Here is a 25,996-nt window from a genome sequence, read left to right as displayed (position 1 = left end):
GATTTTTGTTAGTAATAATAACAAATAATTAGGATTGTTTCCAGTACCATAAAGGCCAAGCGATTAGAATAGGGTGAATGATAACCAGTCTTATCCATCCAATCCAGTTTGAAACACAAAGCCCACCATCAATGCAAGATCCCTTTTGAATAAAATAAACATGGGATGGAATAAAGGCCAATAGCATTAAAACGACCCCAATAATAGCTACCCTCCTTACCTTTTTGATCAGAAGACCTATTCCAAGAATAATTTCAGCTAGGCCTGCCAAAACATTGATGAATTCAGCATTTGAAAAATAATCAGGAATTAATGGGAGGTAAAATTCAGGATTTAGGAAATGATTGATGCCCGCAAATATGTAAAAGCCCGATAGGACAAAAAGGGAATAACGCTTCAAGACTTGTATCATAGTAGTGCGATTGGGATTAAAAGTATATGGATATCCACTTTCTTACAAGCAACAACAAAATACGGCTTATTGTCTGCTAAAAGGATCAGAATCCGGAAGCTTCGCTTGCCAGCCGTGGCTGGGTCTTCGGTCATCGGTTTTCCAACCAGCCAATCAAAGAAAATAAGGAAACAGGCATGAATGCGGATAATCAGTTAAATGTATATTCATAACTTACAATCCTATAAATTGATTTGAAATCTTTTTAATTGATCATTTGAATGCAGTTTCCTCCCGAGCTTCCAGTAAGAAAATCGGTTTTTTGGCCACCCGTAATTCTGCTCATTTTTGCAGTAGTTCTCTCCATTTTATACCCTGGAGTTTTTGATCTAAAGATGAGGGAAATCCAAAACTGGATACTTATTAATTTTTCACTGGGATTTAGTTGGCTTTCTTTCTTAATGACTCTATTAATTGGATGGGTATTCTTTTCCCCTTTGGGAAAATACCGAATAGGAGGCGAAAATGCTAAACCTCGATTACACACTGTTTCTTGGTTTGCAATTGTCCTTTGTACCACTATTGCAGTGGGAATTCTATTTTGGGGAAGTGCAGAACCACTTTCTCATTTTCTCTTCCCTCCTGAGTTCTTTCCAATCAAACAACAATCTGAGGCTGCAAAATCATTTGCTTTGGGTGCTCTTTTTTTTCACTGGGGCTTCACTCCTTATGCTATCTATGCTGTTCCTGCTTTGCTTTTTGGATTGATGTATCATCAAAAGAAGAATAAGTTTCGATTGGGGCTGATGCTTAAACCTACTTTGGGAACAAAAAAATCAAAACTTTCAGAATCATTAGTAGATATGATCAGTCTCTTTGCTTTGGTGGCAGGGATGGCGGCATCTCTGGGAGCAGGGATCTTGAGTCTTTCAGGCGGGATCCAAAATATTTTCCCTAATGTGAGTTTCTCTTTATCCTCCTCTGTAGTGACTTTGCTAATAGTCTTCACATTTGTGATTTCTGCCAAATCAGGCATAGAAAAAGGGATAAAAAACTTATCTCTCTTCAACTTGGGTTTTTTCCTAATTTTTATAAGCCTCTTTTTGATCTTAACTAATGGGGAATTTCTAAAGAACATCATGTTGGGTTTCCAACAATATTTCTCAAACTTTCTTGATCTCAGCCTTCAAATCTCCGGGAAAAAAAAGCAGTGGACTTATGATTGGTCTACCTTCAATTTTGCGATTTGGATGGCTTGGGCACCTATTACAGCATTATTCTTAGGGAAAATTGCTATAGGAAGAACAGTGCGGGAATTCCTCTTGGTTTCCTGGTTTTTCCCAGCCCTATTTTGTTTGATTTGGATGGGGATTTTTGGAGGAAGTACCCTCGATTTGGCTTTAATATCCCCTGATAAATTTCTAGATTCTTTTGTAGAAAGGGGGCCTGAATCCATCATCTACTTAGTTTTTGAAGAAATTGGATACTATCCCCTTTTTGCAGGAATATTTTTGATCGCCATGTTTATTTCCTATGTCACTGCTGCTGACTCCAGCACTGAAGCCTTGGCCAGTTTAAGTATGCGAGGCGGAGCGGAAGATGATTTTCATGTTCCCAGTTCGATAAAAATCTTTTGGGGAATTTTAATAGGCGCAACAGCCTGGATAATGATCAACTTTTCAGGCATTGACGGAGTCAGAATCCTTTCAGTGATCGGTGGTCTTCCAGCACTTTTCTTTTTAAGTTTGGTAAGTATAGGATTAACTTTGGTCAGTTTCTCCCCTAAAAAATATCTTTAATAGCCTTCCTTATATTTAAGTTTCCCGACTGCATATAAGTAAAGAACTTTAGAATATCGGAGCATAGCCGGGAGCAAAACCAAGTTGATCACCACTATGGTTGTTAAATACATCCATAGCTTGGGAACGTCTACCAACACATTAATCGCCACAAAAACTGCTATCACCAATGCCACGGAAAAGGCATAACTGATGTACATGGCTCCATCGTAAAATCTCGGTTCTGGCTGGAAACTGGCATTACATACTTCGCAGGAATGCTTAATATCAGTCAATTTATTGAAACTAAAGATTGAAACAGAAAAGACATTTCCTTTCCTGCAACGTGGACATTTGGCTTCTACAATTGCGCCAGCTAGACTTTTTGACATCTTCTTTTATGTTTACCACGAAGGTACTAATTATTCAAAAGTTGTCAGTGACTTCCAGCACATTCTTCTTTTTATGAAAATTAACAACCTAGGCTAAATAAGTTCGTTAATTTTGCAGCTGGAAAAAGAATATCAAATTGTCAGTTCGATCAACTAGTAAGTATGCAACTTGGGTAAGGGTTTTTTCCTACATTCTCCTTATCAATTTTATCAACCTCTCCGCAAATTTTTATGAAGGAGGCGTAGAAGGACATGCTAAAATGTACTTAGATGATCCTATTGATAATATATCCGAAGTGATTTTCGAATACATATTAGATGGTGATGGAGATGTTATCCCTGATAATGGGACCAATCAAGAAGACAAATCACTGAAAAAATTAAAGGTTTATCAGTGTTTGATTCCAGAACTTACTCTGAAACCAGAATTATTTTTATTGGAGAAAAAAGATTGGTCTTTGGTAAAAAAGACACTTCCTCCTCTACTTTCCCTCACTCCTCCCCCTCCTGATAGATCCTGATTAATTTAAGCAGTTTTCAAACTCAAATTAAACAGGAACCATAATGAAAAAAATATTTACGGCGGCTTTTGCAGTCTGCCTGACATGGCATGCATACGGCCAAACAGAAACTGACAGTACCAAATTAGAAAGACAATACCTAGACTCAGTCTTTATCCGGGAGGTAGAACAGCCCGATATTTCATACAAAAAGCCAAAGGTTCTCCATGCTGAGCCACTTTACATTGACTTGATCCGTGACCTGGGTGCAAGAAAGGGGGAAAAGGAATGGAACATAGGCTTTGGTATGGATGACAGAAGAGATTTTGATGAATTCCATGCCTTAGTGGAGTACGAATGGGCGCCAATTGACCGCTTAGGTTTCGAGGTTGAACTTCCATTTTCATTTTATTCTTTTAGAAATTTGGAAAACCCAAATAGTCAGCCCGAAAATAGACTGGAGTCGATCAAGCTAGCAACGCAGTGGACTTTCTTAGTCAAGGAAAAACAAAATATCTCCATGGCCTTGGGTTACATCCATGAATTTGAAATGAGAGGATTTGATAGATGGGAAAATGAGGGCACTTTCAAAGGAAACATTTTCAATCCCTTTCTAATCGCGGCAAAAAGATGGGGCACTAATTATCATACCTTGGTTTATACTGGACCCCGCATCGAAAAAGAGTTTGGTGGCAGATCTCATGTTGAATATGAAATCAATTCCAATTTCCATTACATGATTTCAGGAACCAGAAACTTCATAGGTGTAGAAATTAACAAGGTGCTGAATGATGGAAACCTTCATACCGTATTGAGACCTCAAATGAGGGTTGGTTTGGCCGAAAATTTAATGGTAGGCATTGTCAGCGCCATTCCTATCGATAATCCCAATAGAGGATTGGGAAGTTTTGTGAGAATCATTTATGAACCTGGATTCAGGTCCATGCATTAAAAATTAACTTACTTCTCAAAACTCTTTTTCATTCAAGCACAAAAAATTTGAATCGATTAAGACACTGACCGTAAAACTGAAAACGCCTCCCCACTTGATTGTGAAGGAGGCGTTTAATTTTTATAAATGAATTTGATCTGGGGTTTTACATTTACCTGATTTCGTCCAAATCATAATCTTTTCCTTTGCCCCATTGCAAAAGCTCTTCAATGGTATAATACTCTAAGGTTTCCAGATCTTTCACCTTAAAGTTATCTCCATGAAGCCTAGCCATAATCTCGAGTTTTCTAACCTCCCCTTGATTGACCAACACATACCTTCTTCCTATTCGAAGATTATCTAACGCTATTGCCATTTACGCTTTCTCCTGAATGATTGCCGAACTTGCCTCAAAGGTGATTTCTCTTTTCGGCTCTGTAATTTTTGCTATTTCTTCTTCTGATTTGCCTTGATCTTCAGCGAAATGCCTTAAGGTTTCCACATCAGTTTCCACCATATTGGCCACTCCTTTTATGATTATTGGATACCCTTGACTGTTAGTAGGCAAAAAGAATCCATAATCCTTAAATGTAACTCTCATACTTTCTCCATTAGGTAAATCCATGGAAAACCAGCAGCCTTTATTGGTACATACTTCTTTGATTTCGCCTTGAATAACTCCTTCATAAGATCCAGTCTTTTCTACCTCTTCCATCATGGAGCTTAATTGAGTAAGCTGGAAGTTTCCGTCCATATTTTCTCCAAATTTCCCAGGTACCGACTCGACCTCGCCAACGACTTTTCCCATTTCATGCTTAGGAAGGTTAGCGTACGGATCTTTGGAATTAGAGCATGAAAGACTGATAAAACATAGTCCGATTAAAAGTGAGTAGATAGTTGACTTATGCATAACTGAATATTTTACTGTAAAAATAGAATGAAAGAGCGCAGGATAAAAATTTAATATGCTTGTTTTGATTCAAAGAAATCGGGCTCTATTTTGTTTAAAACCACACAATCGATTGCGGAAAATTCTACTTTCAAAAGTATTTGAAACAAAATTTCTAATAAAACTTCAATTTTTTTAACAATACGCTAATTTTACAGAGAATTCTCAATAAGACCCTGCACATGTCTCAAACCAAAAAATTCATCATCGATTTTGACAGTACCTTTACTCAGGTAGAAGCCTTGGATATATTGGGCGAAATCTCCCTCAGTGGCGATCCAAAAGCAAAAGAAAAACTTCAGGCCATCAAGGACATTACAGATAAAGGGATGGAGGGCTCGGTGACTTTCCGCGAAAGTTTGGAGCTAAGATTGGATATTCTCAAAGCCAACAAAGCTCAGATTTCAGACCTGATTGATGCTTTGAAAAAGAAAGTATCCAAATCCTTCGAAAGGAATAAGGAATTTTTACAGGAAAATGCAGATGATATATTCATAATTTCCAATGGATTCAAGGATTTCATAATTCCGATTGTAGCTGATTATGGTATCAAAAAGGAAAATGTATTTGCCAATGAATTCGTCTACGATGAGTCTGGAAAGATCGTAGACTTTAATAGAGATAATCCCCTATCCAAAAACAACGGCAAGGCAGAAACTATCAAAAAGATCAATTTGGAGGGCGATATCTATGTGATAGGTGATGGGTATACCGACTATGAAATCAAAGCTTCTGGTTTGGCGAATAAATTCTATGCTTTCACAGAGAATGTACATCGCCCTAAAGTAGCTTCTCAAGCAGATCACGTGGCCCCTAGTTTGGATGAGATTTTATACATCAATAAACTCAATACCAAGTTTTCTTATCCCAAAAGCAGAATCAAGGTATTGCTGCTTGAAAACGTTCATCCGATCGGAGTCGAGTTATTAAAAGAAGAAGGATACCAGGTTGAAGTCGTAAGCTCAGCAATGAGCGAAGAGGAGCTTTGTGAGAAAATTCAAAATGTATCCATCCTTGGAATCAGGTCTAAGACTAACGTGACCAAAAAGGTATTGGAAAACGCCAATCGTCTGATTGCTATTGGAGCCTTTTGTATAGGGACTAACCAAATTGACCTGGAAACCTGTCAGGAAAAAGGAATTGCAGTTTTCAATGCACCTTTTAGCAATACCCGTTCTGTAGTAGAAATGGCTATCGCAGAAATCATTTTCTTGATGCGTGGATTTTTTGATAAATCTGTCAATATGCATCAGGGTAAGTGGGATAAGTCTGCTAGCGGTAGCTTTGAAATCAGGGGTAAAAAGTTAGGAATCGTAGGCTACGGAAATATTGGTGCCCAACTTTCAGTTTTGGCAGAAAATATGGGTATGAATGTTTTCTATTATGATGTAATAGAAAAATTAGCCCTTGGAAATGCAACAAAACTAGACTCCTTAGACAAGCTACTGGAAACCTGTGATATTGTTTCTCTCCATGTGGACGGTCGAAAAGACAATAATTGCCTCTTGGACAAAAAGAGAATCCAAAAGATGAAAAAGGGTGCAATTTTAGTCAATTTGAGTAGAGGTCATGTTGTAGAAATTGAAGCGCTGAAAGAGGCAATGGAAAGCGGCCATTTGGGAGGCTGTGCAGTTGACGTTTTCCCAGAGGAACCTAAGAACAATAGTGAGCCCTTTGTTTCTGAATTGATCGGCCTACCAAATACTATTCTTACTCCACATATTGGAGGAAGTACCTTGGAAGCTCAGGAAAATATCGCTCGATTTGTTCCTGGTAAAATCATGGAGTATATCAATACGGGGAATACTTTTAACTCAGTTAATTTCCCTAACATCCAATTACCATTCCTGAAAGATGCTCACAGACTGATCCATATTCACCAAAATGAGCCGGGAGTATTGGCGAAAATCAATCAGATTTTGGCAAACTTTGAGATCAATATCGTCGGTCAATATTTGAAGACAAATGAAAAAATAGGCTACGTAATCACTGATATTGACAAGGCCTATTCTCCCGACGCGATTGAAGCACTTAAAACAATTCCGGGAACGATTCGCTTCAGGATGCTATACTAAAAATCTGAAAGTAGATTTTAATTTAATTAAAAACGCCTTGCTATACAGCAGGGCGTTTTTATTTATTATGCGTATCCGCTTTCTTACCAGTATTGACAAAAATATGGCTTATTGTCTGCTGAAAGGATCAAAATCCGGAAGCTTCGGTCTTCGGTCATCGGTCTTCCAACCTGTCAAGCAAGGAAAATAAGGCAACTGCCATGATTGCGGATAATCAGATTATTTATTAACAAGCTTATTTTGGATTCAAATTATCCTTCCAAAATTCTCCTTAAATAGTTGATCTGACCCAAATGATAATTAAAATGACCATAAAGGTGCATCAAGAAAAAGTTGTATGTCATGGGGTACCCAAATTTTTCCTCCGGATAAGGTTGATTTAAGGTTTCTTCGTTTAACCCTTCCAGACTTGCTACTAATTGCTTAGAAACCAATTCAATCTCAGCTCTCATTTTTTCTCTGGAAACACCTTTTCCTGCAAACTCAAAATCTCTATCCCGGGTGTAATCGAATCCTCCTATTTCTTTACAAATGAAGGTTCGCAAATTTCCATTTAAATGAAGGATCAGATTTCCTGCGGTATTACTAATTCCTCCCTGAGTTTTCCAAAGATTTTCTTCCTTCTTAAAAGCCTCTAACTCTTTCCCTAATCTTTTTAAATCTCTTTCAAATAATTCAATTAATTCCTTGATCATATGAATAGCTATTGACTGAAAATATTACTTGCCAAACCTAATTCTTAGCCGGCGTCATCAATCACGTTTCTCCTTGGACCAAATTTTCCTGGCTTTTTAGATGTACTTTTCTTCTCTTGAGGGATATCAGCTGATTTGGGTGCAGAGGAATCAAAATTCTCTCTCTTTTTATGAGGTGTAGCCTTAAAACCTCCTTTTTTCTTTGAGAATCCTGACTTCTTATTTTTTGATTTAAAAGAATCTCCAGATTTTTTCTTTGGCTCTCGATTATAATCTGGTCCTTTTTCAAATCCCTCTGGAAGCGGCACTTGAGTTACTTCCATACCAATCAGGTTTTCGATCCTGACAAACTTGTATTGGTCCTTAGGATTTACAAAAGTGATGGCCTCTCCTTCCATATCCGCCCTAGCAGTTCTACCCACCCTATGCACGTAATCTTCCGGATCACTTGGGGTGTCATAATTGATCACCAACTCAATACCTACCACATCAATTCCTCTAGAAATGATATCCGTTCCGACTAAAATTTTTACAGCTCTGTTTTTAAAGGCAGACATGATCTTTTCTCGCTCAAGCTGCTCCAAATCAGAGTGAAAGGCTTCTACATCAAACTTTTTCTTTAAAGCTTTATAAAGAGCTTTCACCTTATCCTTTGTTGAGGCAAAGATGATTACTGCTTCATAGTTTTTTTGAGATAATATATGGGATACTAAGTCTTCTTTTTGGGTATCATATACAGAATACATGGACTGAGTAACTCCAGCAGCTGTTTTTCCAATAGCAATTGAAATCTCCTCAGGTTTATTCAAAATCTTCATGCTGAAGCTTCTGATTTTTGGAGGCATAGTTGCTGAAAACAGGATTGTTTGCCTTTTTTTGGGTAGATAATTCACGATTTTCAAAATATCATCTGAAAAACCCATATCCATCATCCTGTCAGCTTCATCCAAAATCAGGTGTTCCAAAGAGCTGAGATCTATTTTTCCTCCCGCCAATAGCGCGATGAGTCTTCCAGGAGTAGCAACCACAATTTCTGCTCCTGTTTCAAGAGCCTTTTTTTGCTGCTCCCAAACCAAGCCATCTCCGCCGCCATATACTGGGATAGAACTTATTCCCAAGAAATAGGCGAAGCCTTGTATTTGCTGGTCTATTTGAATGGCTAGCTCCCGGGTAGGTGCTAAAATCAGGGTGTTTAAATTATTGGAGCCAGACTTACTTATTTTGTTCAGTACAGGCAGAATAAAAGCAGCTGTCTTACCAGTTCCGGTCTGAGCACAGGCGATTAAATCTTTGCCTTCTATAATGACAGGAATTGCCTTTTCTTGTATAGGTGTGGGTTGATCAAAACCCATTGCATCCAATCCTTCTTGTAAAGAAGATTCGAAATTAAATGATGAGAAATCCAATTTGGGATTATTTAATGATTAAAAACTTCAGGCCGAGCCTTTTCAAATATAACTCTAATTCCCTAGGTATGCCAATTTGCAAAAGATTATAGCCTGTAGTCCTAAAATTCCAGCCATACTTTTTGAACTGTTGATCAGGACCTATGATTTACCTATATTTCATATTCCCACTATTATGTAACTATTACAATGAAATTATTCCCAAAACTATTTATAACATCAATCTTATTTTTAGTGAGCATTTTTTGGGCAAGTGCTCAAAATTTTACGCTGTCCGGAAGAGTTTTGGATTCAGAATCCAATAATTATCTCGATGGAGTCAGTGTTACTCTTAGAGGAACTGCCTATGGCAGGGTAAGTGTAGCCGGTGGTAATTTTGAATTCAAAGATTTACCAGAAGATAAGTATACTCTTTCTCTCAACCTTGAAGGATATAATCGCTTGGAGAGAGTAGTTAACCTTCAAAAAGATACAGATCTCGGGGATTTGTTTTTGGTTCGTTTTGGAGCGGAAGGAAGCGGAGCCGCACTTCAGAAAACAATCAGATCCGACAATATTCTGAGGCTTATCAATGAACGGCCTAATTTTATTGGTGGCAACATGGTGTATGGAATAGCACCTGAACCTAAAAAATTGGAAGGGAACAATTATTTAGATCCCAAATGGAATTCAGCCTCCATCCTACTCTACAGAGATCAGCAAATGCTGGAAGGGTTTCGGGTACGATATAATATTGTCTCGAATATGTTTGAATTGATGGAGCCGGAAAATAATCTTGTTTCCGTCATGCCCGGATTAAGAATTCAGAATATAGTTTGGGTGGACTCTACCCACAGAGTTCCAAGATACTTTGTCAATGGGATGGATTTCAGAGATGAAGGAAGTCCAATTTCGGGCTTTTTTGAAGTTTTAGTGGATGGAGAATTACCACTAATGCGAAGAACTATGGCAATTTTCAAAGAATCCAATTATAATACAGCCTTGATGGTGGGTCAGCGAAATGATCAGATCATCAAAAGAAATGTTTACTATTATCTCGAGGGAAAAAACGTAATCGAAGTACCTAAGAACAGAAAGAAATTTTTCCTGATTTTTGGTGAGGATGCTGAGGAAATGGAAGAATTTGCTGAGGATAATAGTCTAAATATCAAAGACCCAAATGCTATTTTCAAACTATTCACCCAATATAATTCCCAATTTCCTGGATTCAGGCCAATTATGAGCCAGCTTCTGGACGATTTGGATGAAAAAAATCCTTAACCCAATAAGGTCCAACTCCACGAGATCGACACTTATTGGATTGATTAAAAACTGTCCGACCTGCCTGCCGCAGGCAGGGATTCTATATGGCCTTTAAAAAAAATAATAATCATATGAAAAAACTGATACTGATTGTCCTTGCTCTATTTCCAATAGCAGTTATGGGACAAAGTCTTCCGGGTTTAGCTCCAGGCCAAACTCCAACCAACAAGCCTGTTTTACATGGTAAAAACTGGATGGCCATCACTGGTAAACCATTGGCAGCCACTGCAGGTGCCACCATCTTTCAGCAAGGAGGAAATGCTGTAGATGCTGCCTGTGCTATGCTTGCTGCTACAGCTACCATGTGGGATGTGCTTTCTTGGGGTGGAGAAACTCAGGCTTTAATCTACCATCCAGGTTTGAAGAAAGTAATCGCTATCAATGCAATGGGAGTGGCTCCCACAGGAGCAACAGTAGATTTTTACAAATCTAAAGGAATGGATTACCCACCTGCTTATGGCCCGTTAGCAGCAACTACTCCTGGCACACCTGGAGGTTTGATGACCATGTTGGCTGAATATGGAAGCATGAGTTTGGAGCAGGTTTTAAAGCCTGCCATGCAACTCGCAAAAGGATATCCTATAGAGGCACAAACAGCCAATAGCATTGAAAGCGGAAAAGAGCGGATCAAGCAATGGCCTTATTCCAAAAAGATATTTTTACCTCACTTAGGAGAAGATAAAGAAGGACCTGAAGCGGGTGAAATATTTGTACAGGAAGATCTTTTCCAAACATTACAGAAATTGGTGAATGCCGAAAAAGAGGCTTTGGCAAATGGGAAATCAAGAAAAGAAGCTATTTATGCGGCTAATGATAGATTCTACAGGGGAGATATTGGAAAAGAAATTGTAAGAGGTACTCGAGAGCAAGGCGGCTTGTTCACAGAAGAAGATTTAGCTAATTGGAAAGTGAAAATTGAGGAGCCTTTGTCTGTGAATTACAAAGGTATAGACGTCTATAAACTTCAAGAATGGACTCAGGGTCCAGCTTTATTACAAAGTTTAAATATCCTCGAAAACTTTGACTTGAAATCAATGGGCTATAATTCTTCCGAATATATCCATACGATTTACCAAGCGATGAATTTGGCTTTTGCTGATAGGGACTTTTATTATTCAGACCCAGCATTCGAGCCTAGAAGTCCAATCAAAGGCCTTCTTTCAAAAGAATATGCCAAAGAAAGAGCCAAGCTTATCAAAGATAAAAACGATCCAACGATCAAGGCTGGTGATCCTTACCCTTTTCAGGGAGGGAGTAATCCGTTTAAAAGCCTTTTGAATAATTCCGATAATTCAATGGCAATCAATAATCCAGGAATGCCAATTCAGGGTCCAAATGATCCATTTTTACAGGAATTTCAAAGTGGCACCACTTCTATTCAAGCAGCAGATGCAGAAGGTTGGGTAGTTTCTGTAACTCCAAGTGGTGGATGGGTTCCTGCCGTGATTGCAGGGAATACAGGCGTTGGACTTTCTCAGCGTATGCAAAGCTTTGTATTGGACGAAAAATTAAATCCTTATAATTTACCTGAACCAGGAAAAAGACCAAGGGTTACTCTTACTCCAAGCCTAGCTTTAAAAGATGGAAAGCCATTTTTATCATTTGCTGTTCAAGGCGGAGACTCTCAAGACCAAAACCTGCTACAATACTTCCTAAACATTGTAGAATTTGACATGGATGTGCAGGAAGCTGCAGAGGCTGCGAATATCAATTCTTACCAAATGCAAAGCTCTTTCGGGGCTCATGAGATTAAACCGGGCGCCATGTCATTGAGAGATGATACACCTACCTGGATAAGAGCAGAATTAATGAAAAAAGGCTATATCATGGATTTCTGGCCAAGAACTTCAGGACCTATCAATGCCATTTGGTTTGACTGGAAGCATGGCAGTTTCTGGGGAGGAAGCTCCAATTATGGAGATGATTATGGAATAGCTTGGTAGATTTTAAATATTACAATTAAGAAATGCCTTCGGCGAGATACGGATCAATTCCCCCTTTGGACCTTTATATAAATTTCAAAAAAGTGAGAAAAATTAAAAGGGGGCAAGGGGGATTTTAAAAGAAATACAATTGAAATAACTAAAAATATGCCTTGAGCAAGAAAAGGAGTAATTGTATAATTGGTTAATTGAGTAATCGAAGCCCAAGGCTCTTGGATATTATTGATGAATTTATAGGTTCAATAGTTCATGGTTCAATGTTCAATCTGTTCCGTTTTGCCTCCTTAATGAAAAGCCTGAAGGGCTTAAACCCCTCAATAGCCACACCAGAGGCGCACAGGCTCGGGTGAAACCCGAGGTAAGGTAGGTAAATTATCCTCTAGCGCTGGCGCAGAATTTCCAATAAGAACCGGTATCACCGTGCCAGCAAGATATTCGATAAACATTGTGGGAATATCCAATCCCGTAGGGATTTTAGCTAGGTAGCAAAAATGAGCACAAACCCATCTCCATGCCGTAGGTATGGAACTATAGAAAATTCAGTAGAAATAATTAGAAATACTTCATTAAAAGATGCGAGGGACTGTCCCTCCGAATGACGGGAGGTATTTTAGTAGAAACACATCAAAAAATTAAATAGATAAATAGATGAGATACAATTACCTAGCAATTACAACTGCTATATTCACTTTAAGCTTGAGCAATATTTCTTTTGCTCAAAAGAAGGTGAAAACCAACCCATTAAAGGAAGAAGTTAAAGCCTCTGTAGACAAAAGATTTGATGCACTGACCGACCTAAGCGATAGGATTTGGTCCTTTGAAGAAATCGCTTTTAGAGAAACTCAATCAGCCAAAGCTTTGGCTGATTATGCAGAAGAACTAGGGTTCAGAGTGACAAGAGGTGTTGCTGAAATTCCTACGGCATTTGTGGCTGAGTATGGTTCTGGATCTCCGGTGATCGGCATATTAGGTGAATTTGATGCTTTACCCGGTTTATCTCAAAACAAGGTTCCTTATAAAAGCCCTTTGAATGAAGGAGCTCCTGGTCATGGTTGTGGACACAATCTATTTGGAGTAGCATCCTTAGGAGCAGCAGCTTCCATTAAAGACTTGATAGATCAGGGAAAAATTAAGGGTACAGTCAGATTTTATGGTACTCCTGCTGAAGAAAAGTTCTTTGGGAAATTGTGGATGGTGAGAGCAGGACTTTTTAAGGATGTAGATGTAGTGATGGATTGGCATCCTGCTGCTGAAACAAAAGCTGCTGTTCAGAAAGGACTGGCTCTAGTTGATTTTCAAGTGGAATTTTTTGGTCAGGCTGCACACGCTTCTGCCGATCCTTGGAATGGAAGAAGTGCCAGTGATGCTCTAGAACTATACACTTCCGGAATTAATTATTATCGTGAGCATATCAAACCTACTGTTAGAATCCATTACCATATTCAAGATGCTGGCCAGGTTGTAAATGTTGTTCCTGATTATAGCAGAATTTGGGTAAGAGTAAGAGACAGCAGTAGAGAAGGATTAGTGCCTGTATGGAAGCGTGTGGAAGAAATGGCTGAAGGAGCTGCTATTTTGGCTAATGTAGATTATAAGGTCAATTTAATTTCAGGGGTGCATGAGGTTTTAGTTAATAGAACCGGCTCAGCAGCACTTCAGAAAAATCTTGAGAGCCTAGGCTCTATAAGCTATACCGAAGAGGAGCAAAACTTCGCAAAAAAGATCCAAGAGGCTACTGGAAAGCCTCAAATCGGTTTGGTCTCCAAAATCGAACCCATGGAAGAAACTGCAGAACATAGCATGGGAGGAAGCACAGATGTGGGTGATGTTAGCTGGGTAGTTCCTACTATCCGTCTTTCTGCAACTACTGCTCCGAATGGGACTCCATGGCATTCATGGGCGGTTGTAGCTTCCGGAGGAATGTCCATTGGCCATAAGGGAATGGCTTATGCTGCTAAGGCACTATCGATGACAATGGTAGATTTATTCCAAAACCCTGAATTAGTAGAGTCCGTAAAAGCTGAATTTAAGGAGAAAAAAGGCGACTATGTCTACAAAGGCTTCGTTCCAGATGGCCCTCCTCCTATTAATTCAAACTTACAATAATACCTCTATGCTGTCTCAAATAGTCCTGATTTATTACGTAGTATCTCAGTGCATTTTGAGACAGCTGCATTTTTATACTAAACTCTCTTTGACTATGAAAAAATTAATTCTTTCTACTCTTTTCCTGAGTTTGATATGCCTTTCTGCTTTTTCTCAAACTCAGAATGAAGAAAAACAGATTCAAGATTTAATTCAAAACTCTTTTGATGATCTTTTTTCTTCCTTTCATTCTGAAAAATTAAAGGACTACTATACAGATGATTTTATACTGTTGGAGCAGGGGGAATTATGGGATATCCCAACCATTTTAAATTATTTCGACAGAGCCAAACAAAACCCAAACCCTCCTAGCCGAGTCAACAGGTTTGAGTTCATTGAAACCAAAATTGAAGGAAATAGAGCTTGGATTGCTTATCATAATTTCGCAACAATTTCATTGAATGGGGAAATTGTCAGAGAAATAAGATGGCTGGAAAGTGCAACAGCTGTAAAAACCAAAGATGGTTGGAGACTGGATATGTTGCACTCCACAAGAGTTGAAAAAGATTAACAATAAAAAATAGGCTGATTAAATTTAATCAGCCTTTTTTAATGGATTTATTATGTGTGTATCCGCTTTATTGACAGCAAAGAAAAAAACGGCCTATTATTAGCTCAATGGATCAGTATTCGGAAGCTTCGGTCTTCGGTCATCCGTCTTCCCTCCCAATGAACAAAGGAGATTTTGCCAGTGGTAAGATTCCGGATAATCATTTTTATTATTTACGTCAATTAAGAAAACAGCTTTTCCAATATCTTATAAGTAATCAAGTAAGTGGGCCTTACTCCTTCCATACCCAATGCACCAGAAGCTAAAGTACTACCTGTTTCCAAAGGATTATCAGAAGCATAATAAGCATAAAGAACTTTTACATTGGATTTGATGCTTTTTCTGATTTTAGAAGCAGATTGAATAGCTTTCTGATAATGTGCTCCTTCCATTTCCAGCCCAACAGCATTCCAGGAAGATTCCATAAAGTATTTCAGGATATCCTTGTTCTGCAAGGAAGTGCCCAATACAGTTACCATACTTCCACTGTAAACACCAAGTCCAAATCCTTCAAAGTCTGACTTTTTCAACTCATTTTTGAAAGGATAATTATCGGCAGTTCCCTCGAAAACGTGAGCATCAGGAATCATCAGGTCACCTTTACCTCCATATAATATCCCTGCTTTACCCATGATAGAGGTAGAGACGATATTAAGTGGCAATTCCTTATCTCCCTTTTTATAAGGCTTCAATAGCTCATCAAAACATTCATAAGCTTGCTCACCAAAGGCATAATCCATCACTACAAATACAGGCCTCTTTTCCTTTTCTTTTGGCAAGGCTATTCCAGGAATAATTTCAGCCTTTTCAAGCAGAGCAGTATCTATAATTTGTGCGCCAATATTAGTTCCGGATTCATCCGGAATATCTACAAAACCATGCTTTGATGCATAATCATAAATAGCCTTGCCATGATTCCCTTTTGCATTCACAGAGATGTCCATGACCACTTTTTCTATGTCCTCATAGGTCTTTGAACCTAGTTTCTGAGGGGCATAAATGGTATTCAAAACAGAGTGTAAATTGGCTGAAATGACATGGATTGGACGCTTAAGCAAGTCCAATTCATCTAAGGTCATTTTGATTTTTTTGGCCCAAAGCTCGCCATAAACGTGGTGTCCAATTCGCTCTCTCAAAGTTGCTGAGAAAGATATCTCTCGATCATGATTGTGCTTAGCTTCTTCCAAAGCCAATTTACCCATATGGTAAACGATAGAGAAAAGGCTATTGGAATTTGAGCTTCTTTCAAATTTATCAACTGCGGCAACTGTTTCTTCGAAAGTTCTACCTATCAAATGGCTCAAATAAGCCGCAGCTGCCTCTCTGTCAAAATCCTCTCCTGCTGATTCTTTTTTTACCACATCTTCCAACATGGTCCAGTTCAAGGAAATTTTCCCTTTTGGATCAGTGCTGTTATTATAGATCTTATTGGATTCTATATATAAAAAGGTTAAGTGAGTTAGAATATCGTAGATATCAGAGCGACCTCTCGTCATCTCTACATACATCACTTGTTCATCCAAGCGGTAGCAGTTTCTCTTTCTTTTGGGAGGCACTATTGGACTTAGATGAGATGTTTCTAAACCTTCTCTACTGATCAATCGAACCAGTCTACATTCTTCGATTCCCCTGGGAAGTCTCTCCATCACATAAAGGAGTCCGTCTAGTTCTACTTTTTCCGAATCTGTGATTGTTCCATAAATTTCTGGACTCAGCACCATTAGTGATTGTACCAAGCTTTCACCCGAAACTCCCATTGGCTTATAGCTGCCTCTGGTAAAAAGATGTCTCATGGTGATGTAAAGTCGCTCAATAGCTGCTCTGGATTCCTGTGCTCTGGTTCTCTTCATTCGTTTTATTTAGGTTAAATTCAGCAAAAATACGCTTTTCTGAGCTGAAATCTGAATAGTATTTAAAATCTGATCTTTCTAATGAGTGATTAGCTCTTTAAATGATCCGAAAAGAATTTTTTCAATTTGTCTACTTTAGGTTTTACAACGAACTGACAATAAGGCTGATAACCATTTTGGTTGTAGTAGTCCTGATGATAATTTTCGGCCTTATAAAAATTTGTAAAAGCTGTTACTTCTGTCACAATAGGATTATCAAAAACTTGCTCTTGGTTGAGTTTAGCCTTCAAGTCTGACGCAATTCTTCCTTGCTCCTCATTGTGGAAGAATATAGCGGAACGATATTGAGGACCTACATCGGCTCCTTGTCTATTCAATGTGGTTGGATCATGGGTTGCCCAAAAAACTTCTAAAATCAGCTCCAAACTAATTTTTTTAGGATCAAAATAAACCTGAATTACCTCTGCATGACCTGTCGTCGCAGAACAGATTTCTCTATAAGTTGGATTTTCCACGAATCCCCCAGAATACCCGGAAACCACTTGCTCTACTCCTTCCAGTCTTTGAAAGACTGCTTCAGTACACCAGAAACATCCTGCTCCTAGAGTAATCAAGGAAAGGCCATCTGGTATGGAAACTGTGGTTTTCGGAAGTTGAAGTTCGTTCATAATATCAAAGTTTACAGGTCAACAGCCTCCCTCCGAAATTGGTTTCGAAATTCTTAAAGGTCCTCTTGGTTTTTGATGCTTATCTAAACTTTTCCCTTTCTGACTTAAGTTTATTTCTCCTTCCAAATACATTTCCCAAGCCTTTTCTCTTACATCTGTGAGAAAATGCCTCCATGATTCTGGATACATGGCACGTACCACTTCAGAAGGACAAAAACTTTTATCTGCCCGAATTCTACTCATTTCCAAAATGGCTACTTTTAAAATATCCATGAGAAAGATCGGTGAATTGGTAAAGTTGAATAACCCTACAACTTTAATATTGGATTAAAGGTAGGTCCATCTCATTGACAGACCATCACAAAAGCTGGAGGGAGATTTTTGATAGTAAAGCTGGCTTGTACCTTTCCGAAATATTTCTGAAACAGCTTCTTTAATAAATAGGAATAACAAATTTGAATAAAAGCACCGCCTTGGCTTAAAGCATTTTTAGACTGGCTTAAAATTTCATCCGTTACCTCCTTAGAAAGAAAAGAAAATGGCAAGGATGAAAAGATAAAATCAACTTTTCTTCCATCTAAATACTTATCCAAGTTTCCGGCAGAATCGTTGATGATTCTGATATTTTCCTGTGGAAACTGCTTTTTCATAGCTTCGCAAAAAGATGGGTTGATTTCGAAAACCAAAAGCTCAGCATCAGGACGCATGCGGTTGAAGATACCCTGGGTAATACTTCCATCTCCTCCTCCCATTTCTACAATTAATTTGGACTCGGTTAGATCTGCTTGGGAAATCATTTTATTGACCAAAGCTTTTGAGCTAAAAGTAAGCGCTCCAGTGGTGCTTAAATTAGAATATAACTCTATAAGAAGATTAGATTTACTCATAATAGTGATTTGAGACCTTGAAGATACCCGATTTTACCCTATATTTTCCCCGACATCCTGATTAATTATAGTTTTTATTATGTCCCAAAAGGCATCCATTAGATCCACGTTACCTTATAGATTACGCCAAATCCTCAAGAATTTCTGGGGCATGGCACTGGTTTTCATTGTTTTAATGACAATACTGAGAGCCTTAGAGCTGTATTTGGTATTTCAAAATCACGTTTTAAATCTGACTCCAACCGATGTCATAGTCGGTAGTTTTTTATCGGATATAGCCTGGAGTCTTTATCTCTTGGGAATTTTTTTCACGCTTTATGTTTTGCTTTCATTGCTTTCAGGAAATCTGGCTAAAATTCTCCTTCAAATTGCATTGACAATTGTCGTAATTGTTCAAGTAGCATTGATATTTTACTTCATTAAAACATTACTCCCCCTAGGCAAAGATCTTTTTGCTTATAACTGGAATGATTTAATTCTTACCGTACAGGCATCAGGACAACTGAATTTTATTTCCGTGTTTGGAGGAATCGTTATTTTTTTAGCCCTAATAGCACTTTTCCATTACGGAACTCGATTCTTTTATTTTTCACTTAAAACTTATGCCATATTCTCCGCTATCCTTGGAATTGGAGTCTTTTCCTTTATCACCTTTGATTTAGCTAAAGAAGCCTCATCCACTGAGGTAGAACAAAATATTAAACTGAATAAAAGTCAATTTCTGGCTGAGCAATCATTTGATTACTGGATGTATGGAGGAGAGTATTATTTTGACTTCTATTTAAGATCCGGAAAAGATGATTTGATTGTCAAAAAGGAATTTACCAGTGACTCCTACCCTTTTCTGCATAAAGCAGAATACCCTGATGTACTAAGCCCCTATTTTGATTCTCTGGAAAAAGCCCCTGATTTGGTCTTTATTTTTCTGGAAAGTTTTGGGAAAGCCTACTCGGGAAGAGATGCATATCTAGGCAGTTTTACTCCATTTTTAGATTCACTTGAGCAACATAGTTTGGTATGGTTAAATGCTCTCTCTTCCACAGGTAGAACATTTGGGCTGCAACCTGGAGTATTTGGTGGTTTGCCTTTTGGAGCAAAAGGCTTTTTGGAATTGTATGATGAATTCCCCTATCATGAAACTCTTTTAAGTGTTTTAAGAGATAATGACTATGAGATAAGATACTTTATCGGTGCAGACAAAAACTTCGACCATGTTGGGGATTTTATCGATTATCAACGGCCTGTTCAGTTTGTTGATGAAAAGTTATTTGATCCTAAATATTCCAGAGCTCCATCATCCGGGAATTTCTCTTGGGGATATGCCGACAAGGAGCTTTTCCGAAATGGGCTGGAAAAATTACCCGAGACGGTGACCAAACCTCAAGTCAGAATATTTCAAACTCAAACTTCTCATGACCCCTATATCGTTCCGGAAAGGCCTTTTTATAGTGAGAAACTGAGAACTCATTTAAGGGATTATCTTAATCTAAACCCTTCCGAGTTTAATTCATATTTGGCATATGAGGACATATACATGACAGTTTTATATGCAGATGATGCTGTAAAAGAGTTCATCAATGAATACAAAAAAAGACCGGAGTTTTCCAATACCATATTTATAATCACTGGAGATCACCGTCTACCTGAAATCCCCATGTCTTCTCGACTGGATAGATTTCATGTTCCCTTGATTATTTATTCTCCTCTTTTGGAGAAAACAGATTACTTCAAAGGGGTTACAAGTCACTATGAAATAACGCCCAGTATTTTAGCCTTTTTGGAAGCTCAAGTTGGAATAGAATTGCCTGAGCAAGTCACTTGGCAAGGGCAGGTTTTAGATACTGCAAGGAATTTTCAATCCCGTATTGCTATGCCATTGATGAGAAACAAAAATCAGTTGATGGAATATATCCACGGCGAGTTATTCCTTTCTGATGGTCAATTATTTAAGGTTTCTGATCAGTTAAACATTGATCCGATTAATTCTCCGGATGATTTAACGCAAATGATTGGGGAGTTTGAGGATTTTAAAAACAAAAACAACTACATGATCCAGACCAGAAAACTCTTACCACCACCTAATTTGGCCAGCAATTAATTCTGTTTTTGGTGGGTTCGTTTTAAAATCTGCCTAGTCAAAGGGAGGTAGTAATTCCAGAAAAAGCTCTGCCTATCTCTGTAATCAGAAGCTACATAAAGCCCTCTGTAGAAAAATGGCAGCCCTTTAAAACTAGCAGCGCCCAGATCACCCTGCATATCGGAAAAATCACCGGACATGTAGTAAATTTCTCCTTTTCCATTTGGTTTAAATACCGTAGCAGGAAAAAATCTCGGAAGCCCCATTTCTCTGAGCCTCTCTAATCCCTGATTGGTAGCTCCTATATCAAAATAGGAAACTACCTGATAATCCCTTTCAATTAAAACAATATCGAACCAATCAGGATAAGGCACTACTTCCGGTAGACTGAAGCCATGCTTATTTACTTTTTGCGTACGAATCAACGGTGTTGTGTTAGTGAAATCTTCATTCGCTACAAAAATTTCTATTTCTCCTAGTTCATTGACAAACACCAGCCCTGGCCCAACAAAAGGCCATTGATTGTCATTTTGCTTTCTATAATTACTAATCAACCATTGAGGTAGATCTCCATTTTTATTGACATCCAATTCATCAAAGTATCTCCCAATCCAACCCGTCCATTTCAAACCCATCAAACGTTCAAATTGAGATCGAATTGATCTTAGTGTTGGAGAAGCCATGGTGTTATATTCAGCTACAATGGTTTTTTCATTTTCCTTTGCTAAAGTCAATAAATCTATATCTGCCTGACTCAGACCGCCATAGATTTTTTTACTTCTTTCGTTGCTTCTTCTTTGACTGGCAAAAAAATTATTTTCATACACACCATATGTATCCGCATAATAAAACAACTCATGATCCTGAACCAGCTTTTCTAAATCAAGCTTGGTAGGCTGAATCAAGTCTTTTACTTCTCCTATATCCTCTTGAAATTCGGAAGGGAAAAAACCTAAATAGTCTTTTTTTTCATCGTAATAAAAGCCATCCTTTTTGATGTACTTATCATATTCCAAGGCCCAGAACAGGCCTTTGTGCTCTCTGAAAGTCGAATTAGGGACTGTTTTGTCAATTACTAAAACAGAAAGGTCTTTTTTTGATTCTATCCACCAGACACCAAAGCTTATTCCCGGAATCACAACCAAGATCAAAAAGAATGGCCAAAGGCGAAGAAAAAAGAGTTTTAATTCCTGTCCCATTTTAGAATCTATATTCAGTACCTATGGAAATGTTAATATTATTTCTAAATCGATCTGCAGCTAATTCATCCCTGCTATATCCGGTAAATCCAAAAATCATAAACCTAGGACTGACTAATTGCTGATAGCCAAGTCTTGCACGGTAAGAGTTCAATAGCTGGGACTGATCTCTGCTTTCTTCATCAGGAGAAACTCCGGTACTTAGCTGTAGTGAAAAGAAATCTTCTGCGGTTTTGAAATAGTACCTGGCCTGAAAATTACCTGATGTACTGGTACCATTATTAGCAGATGGAACCACGTTGACCCTGAAGTTCAACCACCAACTCCCCACATATTTCCCAAGTGAACCTGTCAAAATATGGGTGACTTCCGAAAAACCTAGATAACGGTATCCACCATCGATTTCCCAAGCTTTTGGCAAGTTGAAATAAATGGATGCACCCATTCTTAATTTAGGAAAGAAGGAGGCGCTTGATCCCCCAATGTTTAAATAAGCATAGGAACTTTTACCAAGTGAAGGATATGCATCCAATTCATATAAGGTTCCAAATCCATCAAATCGGGAACTTTGAGTAACTCTGGCAATTAAAGATCCAGTCAGCTTGGTCATGGTTCTTCCATAAACTGACCAAGTGTGCCAAGGGCTAATTTCACCTTGAAATGTATCGTAATCGTAGGTCACACCTAAAGCAGAATTTCTTCTCAGTCTTTGCAAATTTTGAATATAACCTAACAGGCCTTCCTGCTTGAATCCCTGATCAAAAAGGTTTTGTGCAACTGTATAGGCCTCGTCATAATTTTCTTGGTAATACAATAATCTAGACTCTCGGTATCTAATTGGATCAGGAAGCTTTCCTTCGAAATTCTGTTTTGCTCTTTGCAAAATTTCATCTGCTTTTTGGTATTGCTCGGCCCAAGACAAATTATCCAAATAGGCTACATAAGCATCAGCATATTTTGGAGATGCAACGATCGCTCTTTCTAAATAAATACTAGCGGAATCATTTTTCCCTTCCCAGGCATAGCTTCTTCCGACAAGTATCAAAATATCCGCGTATTCGGGATATTTGTTCAAAGCCCTAAAAGCAATTGATCGCCCTTCCTGATATTTTCCGTCAAGGATTAAAGTTCTAGCTTCATAGAAAAGCTGGTCCGGATCAAAATTATCCTGGGCAAGGCTGAAACCATAAGATCCAATCAGAATTAGAAATATCAGTGTTAGATTTTTCATAGGCTTTTCTCAGCTTGGGCTTCTATTGTTTTTCTTTCCTCAGCAGTTTTAAATCCAGTCCGGATCATTTGTCCCCATCCACCTTTTCCGATGATAAAGTCAAGATGACCTTTCAGTCCCCACAAAAGCACCTTGGGATGAATGTATAATGGCTCTATCAAAATGATCCAAATTAGCTTCTTGAGATCACTTTTATTTTTGTAATTATTGTATGAAATCTGCTCGTAAAGGATACTAAAAGATGATACCAATAGAGACAACAGATAAATCATGAACAATAAAGCCACGAAGTAAATAGCTGAAAAATCACCGATGATTAGAAGGATCAAAGTATATATCAACCCAAAAATCTCAATGATAGGTGCCATCTTTTCAAAAACAGACCAGAAAGGGTAAGATATGGTTCCTAGAATACCAAACTTCGGATTCAAGCCGATCTTCCTGTGAAGCTGTAGGGTCTCAATTGTTCCCCTCATCCAACGGTTTCTCTGCCTTCCCAAAACCTCAACATCTTCTGGAACTTCGGTCCAACAAAGAGGATCTGGTATAAAAGAAACTTTATATGGAATCTTTTTTTCTTCCATATATCTTCTCATCCTCACAACCAGCTCCATATCTTCTCCCACTGTTTTCGGGAAATATCCACCCACATTCAAAACCAAGTCTCGTCTAAAAAATCCGAAAGCTCCTGATATAAGCATGAGCCCGTTTATTCTGGTCCAGGCCATTCTTCCCATCAAAAATGCCCGACAGTATTCAATGACCTGAAATTGACCCAAGGTACTTTGTGGCACCCTATATTTGGTCACTGCTCCATCCTGTACATCACAGTTATTTGCAATTCCAATTGCTCCTCCTACTGCGATTACCTTACGGTTGGTTTCCTCCATAAATGGGCGAACCATTCTAGTCAGAGAATCATTGGCTAGAATACAATCCACATCTATACAAGCCAATATTTCCATTTGGGAAATATTAATTCCTGCATTAAGCGCATCTGCTTTGCCCCCATTTTCCTTGTCTATTACAGTCAGCCTTCTGTATGATTTATTCTGAGATTTATAGACTCCCTTCACTTCTTGGGTAATAATCTCCGGATTATAGGCGTAAGAAACTTTTTGCAACTCAAAAGCATCCAAAAGCTTGGTCAAAGTATCATCTTTGGAGCCATCGTTGATGATAATTACCTCAAATTTTCCATAATGAAGGGAGAGCAGACTTTTGACATTTTGAACAATATTAGAGCCCTCATTGTAAGCTGGGGCAAGTATGCTTACCCCCGGAGCGATTGGAGAAGTGATGATGTCTTCGTAATCCGCAAATCTATTTTTTCGTCTGTAATCCCTCATCTCTAGAGCACTCAATATCATAATGATGAAGTAAATCACGATCACAGAGAAACTGAGGATCAAGTAAAAGAGCCCTATGAGTTCAATAAGAAAATAGAACAGAAAATTATACATTGCTTAACAGAGGGTCTTGAATTTGGGCTTTAAGTGCTTTGTTTTCCGGTAAAGGCTGAGTTGCTACAAACTTTTCGAAAGTTTGAGCATTCAATTTATTCAAACTCGTTAGACATGCTCTACGAAGTCTGAAATCAATATTTTGAAGAAGAATGTCCATCAGAATGACCTCTGAATAGGAATTCCCTAAATTCCCTGCAGCTTTCACCGCGATTTTCTTCAAATCTGGATTATTGGATAACATACAGTTATTGATAAACTCCACTTCCATATGGGCTCCTAACGCATCATAAGTTTTAATCAATTCAATTTTTTCCTCTTCCGTAGAAGCCTCATTAATCATATGCAATTCAGCTATCAAATCTACCCTACCCAGCATTCTTACCATTTTGATGGCAAATTCTCTCACGGATGGATTTTTTGATTTAAAAAGGATTGGAATATTCAGAAATTTGGAGGACCCCACAAACTTGATGATGCGGAGGTAATTCATCTGTTGCCAATCAGAGAGAGGATAATCCTGATCTTTCAAAAAACTCAAATCGACTTTTTCAGAAAGGTTGAGGAGGGTTGCCCCAGCCAAAGAACGCACATGGAAATTTTTGGAATTGGTAAAGCTTTTAACTTCATTAATCAATTCACTCAAATCCATTTCATTGACCTGGACTAAACCTGAAGCGATTATATCCCAACGAGAATCTTTTAAATTGGCTTTAGTCAGGTCAACCAGGCCAAGCCGTTTATAAAGGGTCTTTAATTTATCTTTAAACTCACCCTTCATTTTTTTATTAAGACCTATGATCCTTTCTATCAGTACCTGCTTGAATAAGCGCTTTTTGAAAAGTGATCTTGGAAAAATTTCAGAAATCTCCTGATCACTCATTTGGCTGATTTCATCCAAATCTTTTTCAAAAAGAAGATTGGTTAGTGGGCCAATAATCTCATTTTCGTAATTCTTAATATTCTCTTCTCGCTGATTTCTTTGGGTTTTGAATATCAACATGAAAATGATCATGCTTGCCGCAGTAAATATGAAAAATAGGATAATCAGGGTTACAGCCAATAATTTGAAATCCCCAAGCAGACGATTTTTATAGGCGTCTAAAGGTTGATAATTATTGGATGAAGCCAATAACATGATGTCGTTTTCGGGTTGCTCTTTGTCTTCAGCCAATACAAAGTCTCCAGTAGCATACATAGTTTCCAGATAACTCTGTAGCCCTTCTACATTTGTTTTTTCCTCGTATACAAAAAATAGAAGATTGGCAGAATTCCCCTGTAATTGCCCATAAAGCGAATCTATAAGAGTGCCATTTTTGAATGATTTTGAGATAAAAGCAGTATCAGTCTCAACCCATAAAAAGGAGGAGTCAGCTGTGATTTTTGAGTTTATATTGGCCTTTGGAATGAAAAATCTATAGGTAAAAGAAGGAATGTCTTCCTGAAGCTTCAGTTCCTGAATTAAAGCCGCGGAATCCTGAAAAGGAAGTAAACCCTCTTGACCAAAGGAAAGAGAAAATGAAGCAAAAAAGAAGATGACTGGTAGAAGTTTTCTCTTCATAGA

General features: G+C 38.2%; 23 protein-coding genes. 9 read left to right on the top strand and 14 right to left on the bottom strand.

Going from position 1 to position 25,996, the window contains the following annotated elements; genetic code table 11:
- Positions 1-28: 28 nt before the first annotated feature.
- Complete coding sequence (locus tag B2906_RS03105; RefSeq protein ID WP_286935549.1) at positions 29-412, bottom strand: DoxX family protein; 384 nt, start codon at positions 410-412, stop codon at positions 29-31.
- Positions 413-672: 260 nt separating this feature from the next.
- Here B2906_RS03105 and B2906_RS03100 point away from each other — a divergent pair, with 260 nt between their 5' ends.
- The gene (locus B2906_RS03100; protein WP_286935548.1) at positions 673-2,190 is read left to right on the top strand and encodes a BCCT family transporter; all 1,518 of its coding nucleotides are present in this window, start codon (positions 673-675) and stop codon (positions 2,188-2,190) included.
- Here the strand turns inward: B2906_RS03100 and B2906_RS03095 are convergent.
- On the bottom strand, positions 2,187-2,561 hold the full coding sequence (locus B2906_RS03095; protein ID WP_286935547.1) for a DUF983 domain-containing protein: 375 nt from the start codon (positions 2,559-2,561) through the stop codon (positions 2,187-2,189). The two genes, B2906_RS03100 and B2906_RS03095, sit on opposite strands and share 4 nt — an antisense overlap.
- Positions 2,562-2,698: 137 nt before the next feature.
- Between B2906_RS03095 and B2906_RS03090 the strand changes: the two genes are divergently transcribed.
- On the top strand, positions 2,699-3,082 hold the full coding sequence (locus B2906_RS03090; RefSeq protein WP_286935546.1) for a hypothetical protein: 384 nt from the start codon (positions 2,699-2,701) through the stop codon (positions 3,080-3,082).
- A gap of 43 nt (positions 3,083-3,125) precedes the next feature.
- Entirely contained in the window at positions 3,126-4,013 is an 888-nt protein-coding gene (locus B2906_RS03085; RefSeq protein WP_286935545.1) for an HAEPLYID family protein, read from the top strand.
- Positions 4,014-4,164: 151 nt separating this feature from the next.
- Here B2906_RS03085 and B2906_RS03080 read toward each other — a convergent pair whose 3' ends face one another.
- Entirely contained in the window at positions 4,165-4,368 is a 204-nt protein-coding gene (locus tag B2906_RS03080; RefSeq protein WP_286935544.1) for a hypothetical protein, read from the bottom strand.
- Positions 4,369-4,902: a DUF4920 domain-containing protein gene (locus tag B2906_RS03075; RefSeq protein WP_286935543.1), complete on the bottom strand. Its 534-nt coding sequence runs from the start codon at positions 4,900-4,902 to the stop codon at positions 4,369-4,371.
- Between the two features lie 221 nt (positions 4,903-5,123).
- On the opposite strand from B2906_RS03075, the gene serA reads away from it, so the two are divergent.
- Entirely contained in the window at positions 5,124-7,016 is a 1,893-nt protein-coding gene (serA, locus tag B2906_RS03070) for a phosphoglycerate dehydrogenase (protein ID WP_286935542.1), read from the top strand.
- Between the two features lie 251 nt (positions 7,017-7,267).
- Here the strand turns inward: serA and B2906_RS03065 are convergent, their stop codons facing one another.
- Positions 7,268-7,711, bottom strand: coding sequence for a DinB family protein (locus B2906_RS03065; protein ID WP_286935541.1), 444 nt, complete (start codon positions 7,709-7,711; stop codon positions 7,268-7,270).
- 44 nt (positions 7,712-7,755) lie between these two features.
- Positions 7,756-9,117 (bottom strand): DEAD/DEAH box helicase, encoded by a 1,362-nt coding sequence (locus B2906_RS03060; RefSeq protein ID WP_286935539.1) that lies wholly within the window; start codon positions 9,115-9,117, stop codon positions 7,756-7,758.
- A gap of 234 nt (positions 9,118-9,351) precedes the next feature.
- On the opposite strand from B2906_RS03060, the gene B2906_RS03055 reads away from it, so the two are divergent.
- The 4 genes from B2906_RS03055 to B2906_RS03040 all read left to right on the top strand — a co-directional run bounded on the left by B2906_RS03055 (position 9,352) and on the right by B2906_RS03040 (position 15,018).
- The gene (locus B2906_RS03055) at positions 9,352-10,377 is read left to right on the top strand and encodes a carboxypeptidase-like regulatory domain-containing protein (protein WP_286935538.1); all 1,026 of its coding nucleotides are present in this window, start codon (positions 9,352-9,354) and stop codon (positions 10,375-10,377) included.
- Between the two features lie 113 nt (positions 10,378-10,490).
- On the top strand, positions 10,491-12,362 hold the full coding sequence (locus B2906_RS03050) for a gamma-glutamyltransferase family protein (protein ID WP_219958833.1): 1,872 nt from the start codon (positions 10,491-10,493) through the stop codon (positions 12,360-12,362).
- 648 nt (positions 12,363-13,010) lie between these two features.
- Positions 13,011-14,468: an amidohydrolase gene (locus tag B2906_RS03045; protein WP_219958832.1), complete on the top strand. Its 1,458-nt coding sequence runs from the start codon at positions 13,011-13,013 to the stop codon at positions 14,466-14,468.
- A 94-nt stretch (positions 14,469-14,562) separates the two neighbouring features.
- Positions 14,563-15,018: a DUF4440 domain-containing protein gene (locus tag B2906_RS03040; protein ID WP_219958831.1), complete on the top strand. Its 456-nt coding sequence runs from the start codon at positions 14,563-14,565 to the stop codon at positions 15,016-15,018.
- A gap of 221 nt (positions 15,019-15,239) precedes the next feature.
- Here B2906_RS03040 and B2906_RS03035 read toward each other — a convergent pair whose 3' ends face one another.
- From B2906_RS03035 to B2906_RS03020, 4 genes are all read right to left on the bottom strand, one after another.
- The gene (locus B2906_RS03035) at positions 15,240-16,907 is read right to left on the bottom strand and encodes a DUF6909 family protein (protein WP_219958830.1); all 1,668 of its coding nucleotides are present in this window, start codon (positions 16,905-16,907) and stop codon (positions 15,240-15,242) included.
- A gap of 89 nt (positions 16,908-16,996) precedes the next feature.
- Positions 16,997-17,575: a peptide-methionine (S)-S-oxide reductase MsrA gene (gene msrA, locus B2906_RS03030; RefSeq protein ID WP_219958829.1), complete on the bottom strand. Its 579-nt coding sequence runs from the start codon at positions 17,573-17,575 to the stop codon at positions 16,997-16,999.
- 18 nt (positions 17,576-17,593) lie between these two features.
- On the bottom strand, positions 17,594-17,848 hold the full coding sequence (locus B2906_RS03025; RefSeq protein ID WP_091653823.1) for a DUF3253 domain-containing protein: 255 nt from the start codon (positions 17,846-17,848) through the stop codon (positions 17,594-17,596).
- A 71-nt stretch (positions 17,849-17,919) separates the two neighbouring features.
- A complete protein-coding gene (locus B2906_RS03020; RefSeq protein WP_219958828.1) occupies positions 17,920-18,462 on the bottom strand; it encodes a class I SAM-dependent methyltransferase in 543 nt (180 codons plus the stop codon).
- 151 nt (positions 18,463-18,613) lie between these two features.
- Between B2906_RS03020 and B2906_RS03015 the strand changes: the two genes are divergently transcribed.
- Positions 18,614-20,560 (top strand): LTA synthase family protein, encoded by a 1,947-nt coding sequence (locus tag B2906_RS03015; RefSeq protein WP_286935535.1) that lies wholly within the window; start codon positions 18,614-18,616, stop codon positions 20,558-20,560.
- Here the strand turns inward: B2906_RS03015 and B2906_RS03010 are convergent.
- The 4 genes from B2906_RS03010 to B2906_RS02995 are packed head-to-tail and all read right to left on the bottom strand — an operon-like array spanning position 20,557 to position 25,993.
- On the bottom strand, positions 20,557-21,738 hold the full coding sequence (locus B2906_RS03010) for a hypothetical protein (protein ID WP_286935533.1): 1,182 nt from the start codon (positions 21,736-21,738) through the stop codon (positions 20,557-20,559). The genes B2906_RS03015 and B2906_RS03010 overlap by 4 nt on opposite strands.
- Position 21,739: 1 nt before the next feature.
- The gene (locus B2906_RS03005; RefSeq protein WP_286935530.1) at positions 21,740-22,969 is read right to left on the bottom strand and encodes a YaiO family outer membrane beta-barrel protein; all 1,230 of its coding nucleotides are present in this window, start codon (positions 22,967-22,969) and stop codon (positions 21,740-21,742) included.
- Positions 22,966-24,432, bottom strand: a complete 1,467-nt coding sequence (locus tag B2906_RS03000) for a glycosyltransferase family 2 protein (protein WP_286935528.1) — start codon at positions 24,430-24,432, stop codon at positions 22,966-22,968. The genes B2906_RS03005 and B2906_RS03000 overlap by 4 nt, the downstream gene beginning before the upstream one ends.
- Positions 24,425-25,993: a hypothetical protein gene (locus B2906_RS02995; protein WP_219958823.1), complete on the bottom strand. Its 1,569-nt coding sequence runs from the start codon at positions 25,991-25,993 to the stop codon at positions 24,425-24,427. Before B2906_RS02995 ends, B2906_RS03000 begins: the two co-directional genes overlap by 8 nt.
- Between the last annotated feature and the right edge of the window lie 3 nt (positions 25,994-25,996).

Origin of the sequence: Algoriphagus sp. UBA3586 (assembly GCF_002376385.1) — a bacterium.
In the GTDB taxonomy this organism is placed as follows: Bacteria; Bacteroidota; Bacteroidia; order Cytophagales; family Cyclobacteriaceae; genus Algoriphagus; species Algoriphagus ornithinivorans.
The sequence above is the reverse complement of the archived record's forward strand: the minus strand, read 5'-3'. Positions and strand labels throughout refer to the sequence as shown.